The 11,626-nt window shown below is 40.3% G+C and carries 13 protein-coding genes; all 13 read right to left on the reverse strand.

The window, feature by feature from the left end:
- Positions 1–115: 115 nt before the first annotated feature.
- Complete coding sequence (locus tag H7U04_RS04680; protein ID WP_073686168.1) at positions 116–412, reverse strand: bacteriocin immunity protein; 297 nt, start codon at positions 410–412, stop codon at positions 116–118.
- Between the two features lie 760 nt (positions 413–1,172).
- Positions 1,173–1,574, reverse strand: coding sequence for a hypothetical protein (locus H7U04_RS11535; RefSeq protein ID WP_156685228.1), 402 nt, complete (start codon positions 1,572–1,574; stop codon positions 1,173–1,175).
- A 329-nt stretch (positions 1,575–1,903) separates the two neighbouring features.
- Positions 1,904–2,071 carry a hypothetical protein gene (locus H7U04_RS04685; RefSeq protein WP_171963547.1) on the reverse strand — a complete coding sequence of 56 codons (168 nt, stop codon included), beginning with the start codon at positions 2,069–2,071 and terminating at the stop codon, positions 1,904–1,906.
- 283 nt (positions 2,072–2,354) lie between these two features.
- On the reverse strand, positions 2,355–2,756 hold the full coding sequence (locus H7U04_RS04690) for a hypothetical protein (protein WP_037604712.1): 402 nt from the start codon (positions 2,754–2,756) through the stop codon (positions 2,355–2,357).
- 17 nt (positions 2,757–2,773) lie between these two features.
- A complete protein-coding gene (locus H7U04_RS04695; protein WP_073686171.1) occupies positions 2,774–3,001 on the reverse strand; it encodes a Blp family class II bacteriocin in 228 nt (75 codons plus the stop codon).
- A 159-nt stretch (positions 3,002–3,160) separates the two neighbouring features.
- Positions 3,161–4,906, reverse strand: a complete 1,746-nt coding sequence (locus H7U04_RS04700; protein WP_073686172.1) for an ABC transporter ATP-binding protein — start codon at positions 4,904–4,906, stop codon at positions 3,161–3,163.
- Entirely contained in the window at positions 4,899–6,656 is a 1,758-nt protein-coding gene (locus tag H7U04_RS04705) for an ABC transporter ATP-binding protein (RefSeq protein ID WP_110981244.1), read from the reverse strand. The genes H7U04_RS04700 and H7U04_RS04705 overlap by 8 nt, the downstream gene beginning before the upstream one ends.
- A gap of 49 nt (positions 6,657–6,705) precedes the next feature.
- Entirely contained in the window at positions 6,706–7,152 is a 447-nt protein-coding gene (locus H7U04_RS04710) for a hypothetical protein (RefSeq protein WP_257056677.1), read from the reverse strand.
- A gap of 102 nt (positions 7,153–7,254) precedes the next feature.
- Positions 7,255–7,782 carry a VanZ family protein gene (locus H7U04_RS04715; RefSeq protein ID WP_110981243.1) on the reverse strand — a complete coding sequence of 176 codons (528 nt, stop codon included), beginning with the start codon at positions 7,780–7,782 and terminating at the stop codon, positions 7,255–7,257.
- 1 nt (position 7,783) lies between these two features.
- Positions 7,784–8,893 carry a 23S rRNA (adenine(2503)-C(2))-methyltransferase RlmN gene (gene rlmN / locus H7U04_RS04720; RefSeq protein ID WP_096832658.1) on the reverse strand — a complete coding sequence of 370 codons (1,110 nt, stop codon included), beginning with the start codon at positions 8,891–8,893 and terminating at the stop codon, positions 7,784–7,786.
- Positions 8,894–8,950: 57 nt separating this feature from the next.
- Positions 8,951–9,679 carry a YutD family protein gene (locus H7U04_RS04725; RefSeq protein ID WP_110981242.1) on the reverse strand — a complete coding sequence of 243 codons (729 nt, stop codon included), beginning with the start codon at positions 9,677–9,679 and terminating at the stop codon, positions 8,951–8,953.
- Positions 9,680–9,733: 54 nt separating this feature from the next.
- The gene (locus tag H7U04_RS04730; RefSeq protein WP_110981241.1) at positions 9,734–11,089 is read right to left on the reverse strand and encodes a bifunctional metallophosphatase/5'-nucleotidase; all 1,356 of its coding nucleotides are present in this window, start codon (positions 11,087–11,089) and stop codon (positions 9,734–9,736) included.
- A 270-nt stretch (positions 11,090–11,359) separates the two neighbouring features.
- A complete protein-coding gene (locus H7U04_RS04735) occupies positions 11,360–11,590 on the reverse strand; it encodes a Blp family class II bacteriocin (protein WP_002884558.1) in 231 nt (76 codons plus the stop codon).
- Positions 11,591–11,626 lie beyond the last annotated feature (36 nt).

Genomic DNA, 11,626 nt, shown 5'->3' on the forward strand with positions numbered 1-11,626 from the left:
GAACTTAAGGGTCTTTCTCTGCTCCTCAACAGGTTGGAAAAGAACCTTTTTGCCCCATCTTCCTTTTCTCAATGGACAACTCAACCTTAAAACCAAGAAATCCTCCCTAATGACATCAATAGCCATAACGAATCGCTAGCAATTTTCGCAACTCTGCCATTCGCTCCTCGATAAAGGGAGACAAGGTTAGCTGGTTCTTTCTGACCACTTCGGATATTTCCAGTGACATCCTGCTTAAGATATAGGGAGTGGCTGAACGAGAATCTGCAAGTTCCGTTCGGTAGGAGTTCAGGACCTGCTTCAAATCAGCATAATCTGGCTTATCTCCAATCGTTTCAATTACTTCATCGATGATAGCTACTGCTTGTTCTCGTCTCTCTTTGCCTCCTGCAAACCATTTAAGTCCTGTCATTAAGAAAACCTCCTTATTTCTTTCAACTAATTTTTCAATCACATCTTTAGTATAGCACCCTGATAGTCATTTAAAAGCCAGCGTCCCAAAAAGTGGCTATATGTCCCGAATGGTAGCCAAATCCAGATTGGATGCTGACTAGATAGAGCATTTAAAGCTATATTCCAAATGACTACTCCTAGGATTGCTGATAGGAAACGTAACGAACGTAACACAGCAGAACTAAATTTTTGTAATATCACCATAGTAATTCCTTTTCTACTAGAGTCATTTACATAAACTACTAGGGCGTTATCTAAAGAATGATTGGCTATTATTCTGAATCTAGCATGGCTAAAGACACGAATCTGTCACTTTCCATGCTGCTTAAAACAAATACATCACTTATCGTTTCTAAAAATCAACTGACTAAGATCATCAGAGAGCGATAAAGAAACATAGAGTGACAAGGTGTAAAATAAAAATGTCCTTTCTTGATGCCAGAAAAATAATATCACACATTGAATACAGACAGCCAAAATAACTTGCACGATAAATTTAATATATTTTCTAGAAATAAGTGATTGTTTCAAATAGTAATCCTCCTTTCATGACATTTTTTGAAGACCCAGCCCCTGCAAGTTTTGTCTATACGATAGAAGACTATCCTTCAAACATTGGAAATTCACTCTAATTTTCACATGTTTCATTAATCACTTTCTTATTATAACACTTTTATGCAACGTAAATTGAATAATGTCACAAACAGTTACTATATTTTCTATCTTTTAAAATATCTTTTGACTTGCAAGTAAGCTAGAAAATCACAGAGGATTAACAAAAGCATTAATACGGCTAGTACTATACGGTCTGTGGTATCACTGAATGTTAGTAATGTGTAAAACTCTACACAAAGCACTAGCAATGAGATGACAAGAAAGACAAGGAAGGACTGCCGTATTGTTAACGGATTTACTGAATCTGGACGCTTCTTAAGAATACAGTAGAGCAGTCCATTAACAAAAATGACTACTAAAGCTAGTGCTCCGACTGCTAACCAAATCTCTGGCGAAGTCTTGCTCTTATAGAGAGAAATACTGATACTTATAAGGAAAACTGCCAAGGTAGCAGTGATTGTCCTAAAAAATCGCAACACTCTCGAACTAATATTCTTTAACTTCATGATAAAACAATTAAGCTATGAATAACCTCAGTCAGTCTTGTAAACTGAATAAGCTATTACATTAAACTCTATTCCTTTCTGTATTTTTTTATACTGCTGTAAGATCTCAAAAAAGACCTTAGCGATTAAATTCTACTGGAGATGTAATACAATAGCGTCATTAGTACTGATACTTTAAATAAGCGAATATACATATCTTTGTTTTTTCTATTACAAAGAAAAGCAATCAAATATAATACAATCTCCGCTATCATTAGCAAGAATAATTTTACTTCGGGAACATCAAAAATAAGCATTTGCAAGCACCTCACGTTCAAAGGGGCCACAAGTTACTTTTTAAACTGTGCCCATTTTTTAAAAAGCAGACTATAAAGAAGCAAGGTTATCCCCAACAAGTTAATGGTATGGTGGACTGCATCCAAACTTCTAAATAGATTAGCAAGGCCCATTCCGATGAGAATGGTAGCCAGTAAATACGGTTTTGAGTTTTTGAACATACTTTTCTCCTTAAAGTGTTTTTAGCTATCTGTGCAAAGCTATGATTTTTATTATAGATTGGAAGCCGATAAAAAAGTAGTGACATTTATGTCACTACTTGTCTGACCTTATATCCTTGATAATCGTACACATAAGAAAGAGAAAAAGACATAACCCAATAAGATTTAGGCATTGAAGTCCAAAACTCAGTTTTTCTCCCAAGTTATGTAAGGCAACAAGGATGAAGCCCATAGACATCATTAGAGACACTAGGCGTTTTTTAGTCATGATTATAGATACCTTTTATCTTTTAAAATATTTTTTGACTTGAAAATAAGTAAGAATATCAAATAAAATCAATAATAGCATTAAGATAAATAATATAATGCGATCCGTAAAGTCCGTTAGTGTTAGTAGTTTGAAAAACTCGACACACAAGACAAACAATGAAACACTAAGGAAAATACCAAATGATTGTTTAAGCGTCAAATAGCTTTTTGTTACTGATTGTTTTTGTGATAACCGGTAAAAAATAATATTGATCAACCCTACAATTATAGTAAGCAAGCCTAATCCAAACAGAATCCATACCGGAGTCTCTTTTCCATAAAGGTAAAAACCTAAATTAATGAGAAGAACAACTATTGCAGCACTTCCTAGTCTTAATAACTGTAATACTACTGCATTATTATTTTGTAGTTTCATGATTAGTAAATTTTTAATTAATGTGGGAAAGCATAACCAAGACCAGCTCCGACAACTCCACACCCTACAATAGCATAAGGTGCAAGCGTAAAGAGTGGGGCACCTGATGCGGCACAGAAGTAAATCCCTTCAGCAGCACCACTAGCGCTACTAGATAAGCGGTCCCAATTGACTTTTCCACCTTCAACGTTTGCAAGTGCCTCGAAATCGAGCGTTTCAAAAGTGTTAATTGTTTGTGTTGTCATTCTAACAACCTCCTAAAATATTATTTTTTAGCTTTTTCTCTCAAGCTATGGTTTTATTATAGGTTGTAGGCCAACAAAAAAGTAGTGACATAAATGTCACCACTCGATTTTGATTTTTAAGAAATCTTTTCGAATATAGAATCTATGCTCTAAACTATCTTACTCTCCTTCCATTGCACCTGCTTGTAGGCTGTACATCTTGTGGTAGGTACCGCCGAGAGCTAGGAGTTCCTCATGGCTACCGTGTTCGATGATGCGACCCTTGTCTAAGACATAGATGCAGTTGGCATCTTGGATCGTCGATAGGCGGTGGGCAATGGCAATAGTGGTGCGACCTTGACGCATTTTTGCTAGAGAATTTTGGACAATAGCCTCTGTCTCCGAATCAATATTGGCTGTCGCTTCATCCAGAATCAAAATCTTAGGTTGGCTAGCAACGGTCCTAGCAAAGGCTAGAAGCTGGCGTTGGCCAGTTGAAAAACTTGAACCTCGTTCAGAAACTGGAGCATCATAGCCTTCTGGAAGTTTGTCGATAAAGTGATTGGCATCCACAAACTCAGCGGCTGCTTTAATCTCTTCATCAGTTAAATCCTGATACATGGCAATATTGGATTTGACTGTACCATGATAGAGAAAGGGTTCCTGAAGGACGAGACCAATGTTCTTACGCAGCTCTGCCTGACTATAATCGCGAATATCCACACCGTCAAGAAGAACTCGCCCTGATTGGAACTCATAGAAACGCATAAACACGTTGATAATAGAGGATTTTCCGGAACCTGTAGAACCGACAAAGGCGATGGTCTCACCTTTATTGACAGAGAAGGATATGTTATCTAAAATCTGGTGTTTACCATCATAGGAGAAGGAAACATTTTCAAAACGAATGTTCCCCTCGGTAACCTTGGCATCTGTGTCTCTCTGCTCAGGCTCATAGGTGCGCTCGTCAATCAAGGCAAAGACCCGACCGGCTGAGACCATAGAAGTTTGCAAGGTTGAGAAGTTTTGTGTCACTTCAATCAAGGGATCAAAGAGGCGGTTAATATACTGGATAAAGGCATACATGGTCCCTGCTGTGATGCCCAAATAGATACCTCGGTAGCCAAAGTAGGCCATGAGAACAGCATAGCCCAGGAGCTTCAGTAAACTCATGGCTGGGCGTAGAAAGAGAGAATCCAGTGACATGGAACGGCTGGCGTAAATCAGGTGTTCCTCATTAATGGCATCAAACTCTTTTTTGAGACGTTTCTCTTGGTTAAAGGCCTGAATGATGCGAATCCCTTCGATACTCTCTGACAGTTTGGCATTTATATCTGAAAGCAAGGCTCTGGTCTTTTCAATGATGACCACTGATTTTTTGCGGTAGAGATTAACCAAAAGAACAATCAGAGGGAGAAAGAGCACAATAAGCCCGGTCAGACGAATGTCCAAGATCATCATGGTGTAAAGGGTGGTAACAAAGATAAAGATAGCCGAAATAAAGCTAGACAGAATCCCTGAAAACATCTCGCTAATAGTCTCAGTATCATTGGTCAAGCGAGAAACGATAGAGCCTGCTGGAGTTTTGTCAAAGTAGGACATCCCCAGTTTTTCCATATTGGCAAAGGCATCTCGGCGAATATCCCTGACAATACTGTAGGACACACGCGCAAAAAAGAGATTTCCCAAATACTGGACTAGCGTCTGCAAGAGATAAAGACCATAGTAACCAATCAGAATCAAGCTTGCCGCCTGATTCATATCATGAAGATAGTGGTCGATAAAATAAGAGGCCACAAGGGGAATAATACTCTTGATAACCGTAGTGGACAAGAGGAAGGTCAAAGCTAGAAAGGTCAAGAATTTGTAAGGCTTGAGATAAGTCAAGAGACGCTTAAACACAGACCATTGGTTTTGATTAGGCATCAACTTCTCCTCCTTCCATTTCTAACTGTTGAGACTCATAGGTCTTGGCATACCAACCACCCTGAGCTAGTAAGTCCTCATGACGGCCCCGTTCAATGATACGACCATTTTGCATGACTAAGATGAGGTCAGCGTGCACCACAGCACTAAGACGATGGGCGGTAATGATCGTCGTCTTATCCTTGCGGGTATGCTTGAGATTATCAATAATGGCATGTTCTGTCTTGGCATCAACCGCAGATAAGGAGTCGTCCAAAATCAAAATATCTGGATCCAAAATCATGGCACGACTCATGGCCAGACGTTGTTTTTGACCACCTGATAGGCTGACACCCTTTTCACCAATGATCGTTTCAAAGCCTTCAGGCATAGCCTTGATATCCTCATAAACTTGAGCCAACTTAGTCGCTTCTTCCACCTTTTCAAAGGCGAGGTCAGGATTACCAAAACGAACATTGTCTAAAATGGAACTGGCAAAGAGAAACTGGTCTTGAGGAACATACCCCATCAAGCTACGCAAGTCTGATAGGCGATAGTCTCTGATGTCATGGCCATTTAAATAGATGGCTCCTTGATTAACATCGTGCTCCCGCAAGAGCAACTTGACAAGGGCCGTCTTTCCTGAGCCAGTCTGTCCAACCAAACCAAGGGTTTGGCCCTTGTCCAAGGTGAAATGAATATCTCGCAAAGTATCCTCATCCTCAAAAGCAAAGCGGTCAATCGCATATTCTAAGCGACCATTTTCGATACTTGGGAGAGGATGTGCAGGATCTTGAACATCTGATTCCTGCTCCAGAAGATTTTCAATACGTTGGTAGGATACATTTCCCCTCTGTGTGATATTAAAGAGGAAACCAATGGCCATCAAAGGCCAAACCAACATATCCAAATAGGTAATGAAGGTTACTAAATTTCCGACCGTTATCTGATTAGCCTGAATCATAAAGGCCCCGACAAGAAGGGTTAAAACATAAGATGAGCCAACAAAGAGCAAGACCAAAGGATCAAAAAAGCTGTCATACTTCATGGTATGCATATTCTTTTTAAAAGTCATCTTATTGGTCTCTTGGAAGGACTGAAGCTCAGCCTCCTGATAGCCAAAAGACTTGGTTACCTTGATCCCTGATACCGACTCCTGAACCTTATTATTAAGTTCTGAAAAGGCTGCCTGGGATTCTCCAAAAGCTTTATGGGTCTTGCGTCCCAAACGGCTGGTCGCAAAAGCCATGAAGGGTAGGGGTAAGACAGCCACCAGGGTCATCTGCCAGGAAATGCTGAAGAACATGGTGATTAAGGTTACCAAGGCTGTGATAGAAGCATCCACGGCTGACATGACACCCCCACCAGCCAAGCGGGTTAAGGAGTTGATATCATTAGTTGCATGAGCCATGAGGTCCCCTGTTCGGTACTTTTGGTAAAAAGAAGGCGACATCTTGGTAAAATGCTCAAAAAGGCGTGACCTCATAATCTGACCCAAGCGATAAGAGGTCGCCAAGATATACATCCGCCAAACATACCGCAAATAGTACATTCCTAAAGCTGCCAAAAGCAAATACACAAGATTCAAAAGCAAGATCTGATTGGTCAATTTTCCCGATGTAATAGCATCAATGACCCGCCCCATAACCATAGGAGGAATCAGATTGAGTACCGAAACCAGACTCAGTGCCAAAATCCCGACAATATACCGGCGTTTTTCTAACTTGAAAAACCACCAAAGTTTTGCAATGATTGATTCTTTAAAAAACAAGTGATTCCCCCTATCCTTACAAACGAGTGATTATAATTCTAACAAAAGGTTATTTCCAATAGCGATAAATTGTACCATCTTCTAACTGAAAGTAACCAATATAAGTCAATTTCCCAAAATCAGTAGACTCTGGCAATTGATAAGCAAAGGAGTCAAAATTATAGACCTTGTGCCCATCATCAATAGAGTAGCTATCCTTATCGTGGATAACTGATTCGTCCTTCTTGGGGTTCCAAATGCGTCTGATTTCATCAGATGTCTTATACTCTCTGACAAAATTGTATAATTCAAAGTTAGTTGCCTCACTAAGATAGCGACCATCGGTGTTGTAGTTAACTAATTGAGGCTCTCTCTTAACCTCAGAATAGTTCCAAACCTGCCCTCTTTCTCGCATAATATCGGCATCACGGCCACTTTGATAAGTATCTGCCTTAACCATTGGCATTGCTGCTCCTAGTGTCAATACGGTGACTACTGTCATCATTAAGTGTTTCATTGTTTCTCCAAAAGTGTTTATTCATTTTTCCCTCTTTTGAATGTGTTGTATTTATATGATAGAAAATAAGTGAAACCTGGGATGCGTAGGGTCCCAGGTTTTTTACTCTTTAAAATGCGTTTGAATCAGTTTTACAAGGAGGCGGTAGACACCTAGTGCCACCAAACCTCCCAAAGTATTGGTCCATAAATCATCTAACTCAAAGACACGATTCGCATCAATGAGAAGGTCTAGAATGACTTGTCCAACCTCAATCGTCAAAGACATGATAAACGTGGCTAAAAGGACCATTTGCCAAGACCTAAATCTGGGGTACAAGGCTAAAAGTCCTAAAATCATCGGACTCAGCAAGAAAATGTTGGTCACATTTTGCCCAAGCACAAAGACAATCTCTTTAAGACTATCCAACTGATAAAAGTTAGTCAAACTATTGAATGGGGTCAAGAGGACCACCACACGACCAAAATGTTGAATCCCAGGAGTTTCAACACCTTCAACTAGTCCATACTGGGGTGTCCAACATAGGATCACTAAACAAAGGAGATAAGCACAAACCAAAACTTGGCTTGCCTGTCTTCCTTTTGGTGTTAGCTCTCCGTCCTTTTCTACCCAAGTCGTCAGCTGAAACATCTTACTTACCTTCTGATTTACCAGAAGCTTCTGCTACAGCCTTTTGACGGTCACGTTTCATAGTGTTTGAACGCAATTGTCCACAAGCAGCATCGATATCTGTACCGTGCTCTTGACGAACGACACAGTTAACCCCGTTTTTCTTGAGCACATCGTAGAAGGCTGCCACACGTTCCTTGGTTGAACGACTATATTGGTCGTGCTCTGATACTGGGTTGTAAGGAATCAAGTTGATGTATGACAACTTACGGATTTTCTTAGTCAAATCAGCCAACTCTTGAGCATTTTCAGGGTGATCATTGACCTCATTAAGCATGATATACTCAAAAGTTACACGACGGTTGGTTGTTTGGATGTAGTACTCGATAGCTTCAAAGAGTTTTTCAAGTGGGAATGAGCGGTTAATACGCATGATGCTTGAACGAAGGTCATTGTTAGGCGCGTGAAGTGATACGGCGAGGTTAACTTGGACACCTTCGTTGGCAAATTCCTTAATTTTTGGTGCCAAACCAGATGTTGACACTGTAATGTGACGCGCTCCAATAGCAAGACCATTGTCATTGTTAATAGTACGCAAGAAACGAAGCACATTGTCATAGTTATCAAATGGCTCACCGATACCCATAACAACCACGTGACTAACACGTTCACCATCGCCACGGTCATCAAAGTACTTTTGTACCAACATGATTTGTGCCACAATCTCACCAGCAGTCAAGTCACGTTGTTTCTTAATCAAACCACTGGCACAGAAAGTACAACCGATGTTACATCCAACCTGAGTTGTCACACAGACAGACAAACCGTAGTGTTGACGCATCAAAACAGTCTCAATCAACATACCATCTGGCAATTCAAAAAGATACTTAACTGTACCATCTTTAGATTCTTGAACGATACGTTGTTTCAATGGGTTTACGCAGAAATTCTCATTCAACTTGGCAATGAAATCTTTAGAAATGTTGGTCATTTCTTCGAAAGACTGCACACGCTTCTTGTAGAGCCAATCCCAAATTTGAGTCGCACGGAATTTCTTTTCACCGTGTTCCATAGCCCAGTCGATCAACTCATCACGAGTAAGACCATAAATAGAAGGTTTGTAGCCTTCCATATCCTCCAATTTCTGGCGTTTACGACGTTCTGGCTTTGCTGTTACTTCTGACATAGTTTAATTTCCTTTTTTTCTGATTGTAAAATGCTGACCATCTGACTTGGTCTGGCTTTGTTTCTTCGATGGGGTGTTTTGACCTTTAGATTTTGGAGCTTGCTTCTGACTCTTCTTGAAGTTAGACTTACGCTCACGGCCACCGTCCTCGGATCTAGATTTAAACTTAGGACGACGCTTGATTTTCTCAAAGTTTGGGCCCTCTTGATCCCTATCTCTTCGTTTGGACTTGTCTGGCTTTTGCTTAGCAGAAGCTTTTTGCCCCTTATTATTTTGAGAAGCATTGTGCTCTCTATCTCTAGATTCCTGAGAAGAATGACGACGATTATTAGAACGACGGCGCTTGCGACGAGGCTCAGTCTCCTCTTCAAAGACGATTAATTGCGGCTCTTCATTTTTCAAAATAAAGTAGGCACAGCCAAAGGCACAGTATTCACGCAAATACTCCGACAATCGGCTAATACGGTCTGTCTTACGCGTATTAGGGCGCTCGTCCTCGTAAAATCCCTTAAGGCGAAGCTGGTCATTAGACCAGTCCCCAACAATATAATCATACTTGAGCATGATTTCAGAAAAACGTTGCCCAAAGCGGGTAGCGTCTAAAGCATCCTTGTGATTTTCAAGAACCGTAAACTGACAGGCATCTGATTTCAGAAGGTCAGCCACATACACAAAGTCTGGCCCTGGATATTTATTATAATTAAACATTTCTGGCAAGATTTCTTTACGCATGTGCCATCCTTTCTGCTCTCTCTTATTTTCTATCCTGATGCTGTAATAATGTCTCTATATCTTATCCCAATTGGCACCATTTTTTCCTAAATACTTGGCCACAAGTTCCCTTAACAAATCCGGAAAAAGAAGAGTGACCTCCTTTTCCTTAATTGTAGGGAAGTAAGAAGCAAAGTAGTATTGATCCACAAGGACCAAACTAAACTTCTCATTGGAATCTACAACCCTTCTATTATACAACAAATTACCGTTTTTGTAAGCAAAATTCCCCGTGATTACTTCACCAAATGTCTTCCCTCTAAATCCCATACCTTTAATAGCTTGGTTTTTAAGGAGTTCAGCCTTGGTAAAAACTTCACGACAGATTTCCTTGAGTTCTTGTCCTGTCACGACTAGACGCGCCATCCGCATCTGATGGGGAAGGGCTTCTTGAAGGTCTGCCATGGTCACTTGTGGACCCAGCGTTTTCATGATAAGTCCAGTATTTAAAAGCGTTAATTGGCTATTTGTTTCTTGACAAACAGCCTGTAAAACCAATTGACAGGTCTCATCAAAATCTAGTTCTCGACCTAGATTAGCTACTTTTTTCTGAGCTAAACGACGATGGCCTTCCTCACGCATGGCCTTGATAAAGGTTTCGTCCTCCTTGTCTAAATCCAAGATATAGGACTTGGTGGGGATAGCCTCAATCTGACACTCTATCAATTGCCCATTTTTCACAGTAAGATCAATACAACCGATATAATAACCATACCTATCTGCAGCCGCTAAATAAGTCTCATTAATCAACTTGCCCTCTTCAAAAAGGTGATGCGTGTGACTCCCGATAATAAGATTCACCTGAGGGTAAGTCTCTGCAATCTGCTCATCATAACGAACACCTAGATGACTAAGAACGACGACTATGTCTGCATCCCTTACCTCAGGGCGAGCCAAATCCTCTTCCAACCGAGCCATAGGCTCTAACATCTGCCAACCGTTGGGAGCATAGGTAATGTAATAGGGAAAGGTATAGGCCAAGAAAGCAATGTTTGTACCTGCTTTAGTTTTATGGATAAGATAGGGCTTGGCCCATTCAGGCTGACTCCCTTCATCCTTGAGATTTCCTATAATTGGCTGAAACTTGGCCTGCTCATAAAGATAGTCTAGCTCATCCTTAGCCAGACCAATCCCCTCATTATTTCCAATAGTCGCATAGTCTATCCCCAACTCATTCATCAGGGCTACATTAAAACGCCCAGCTGTCGCATCAGATAGGGGATGGGACTTATCCACATTATCCCCAAGATCTACCTTAATCAACTCCCTATCCGTCTGACTCAAATCATCCACAGCTCGCTTGAGTTGTGGATACTGTTCAAAATGAGAGTGTAAATCATTAATATGAAGAATTCGAATCGTGTCTTTCATGATTTCTATTTTAGCACTTTTACCACAAAAAAACTTGACATTCAATCTGCCAAGCCTTTAACTATTTTTCAAACAGGAAGGTATTCCTAGTTAACTTTCTTTTTAACATATTCTTCTGCCAGATGATAGACGTCATCTGCTAGGGATATACTGACATAGATGCACACAATTGAGAAAATTTCTCCTCTAAAGTGTTGCCAAGCAAAGAATATAAGCCCATAAATTAGGAGAGCAAGTACTATTTGGCCAAAAAATTGACTCAGTAATCGCCTAATAACGACAAATAAGGCCATAAGTAATCCCATCTTTAATACCATAACCAATACCCTTTAAGGCTGCACCTTGCCAAGTACCTGTTTGAATACCACCTTTAATGGCTCCTCCAACAGCCCCGACGCCTACGGCAGCTGTAGCTCCCCAAAAACTACATGCTCCACCCTTAACAGTAGAAAGATCTTCGGAATTAAGTGAGTTAAAATTGTTAATGATTTGTGTTGTCATAGTAACAACCTCCTTTAAAATATTTTTTAGCCTTTT

Origin of the sequence: Streptococcus sp. 22.1 (assembly GCF_016648645.1) — a bacterium.
Classification (GTDB): Bacteria; Bacillota; Bacilli; order Lactobacillales; family Streptococcaceae; genus Streptococcus.

What these genes read in the sequence shown, in the direction of transcription:
- H7U04_RS04680 (WP_073686168.1), bottom strand. Translation starts at nt 412, where the DNA reads ATGACAGGACTTAAATGGTTTGCAGGAGGCAAAGAGAGACGAGAACAA.
- H7U04_RS04690 (WP_037604712.1), bottom strand. Translation starts at nt 2,756, where the DNA reads ATGAAACTACAAAATAATAATGCAGTAGTATTACAGTTATTAAGACTA.
- H7U04_RS11535 (WP_156685228.1), bottom strand. Translation starts at nt 1,574, where the DNA reads ATGAAGTTAAAGAATATTAGTTCGAGAGTGTTGCGATTTTTTAGGACA.
- H7U04_RS04730 (WP_110981241.1), bottom strand. Translation starts at nt 11,089, where the DNA reads ATGAAAGACACGATTCGAATTCTTCATATTAATGATTTACACTCTCAT.
- H7U04_RS04725 (WP_110981242.1), bottom strand. Translation starts at nt 9,679, where the DNA reads ATGCGTAAAGAAATCTTGCCAGAAATGTTTAATTATAATAAATATCCA.
- H7U04_RS04710 (WP_257056677.1), bottom strand. Translation starts at nt 7,152, where the DNA reads ATGAAACACTTAATGATGACAGTAGTCACCGTATTGACACTAGGAGCA.
- H7U04_RS04685 (WP_171963547.1), bottom strand. Translation starts at nt 2,071, where the DNA reads ATGTTCAAAAACTCAAAACCGTATTTACTGGCTACCATTCTCATCGGA.
- H7U04_RS04695 (WP_073686171.1), bottom strand. Translation starts at nt 3,001, where the DNA reads ATGACAACACAAACAATTAACACTTTTGAAACGCTCGATTTCGAGGCA.
- H7U04_RS04715 (WP_110981243.1), bottom strand. Translation starts at nt 7,782, where the DNA reads ATGTTTCAGCTGACGACTTGGGTAGAAAAGGACGGAGAGCTAACACCA.
- H7U04_RS04735 (WP_002884558.1), bottom strand. Translation starts at nt 11,590, where the DNA reads ATGACAACACAAATCATTAACAATTTTAACTCACTTAATTCCGAAGAT.
- rlmN (WP_096832658.1), bottom strand. Translation starts at nt 8,893, where the DNA reads ATGGAAGGCTACAAACCTTCTATTTATGGTCTTACTCGTGATGAGTTG.
- H7U04_RS04700 (WP_073686172.1), bottom strand. Translation starts at nt 4,906, where the DNA reads ATGCCTAATCAAAACCAATGGTCTGTGTTTAAGCGTCTCTTGACTTAT.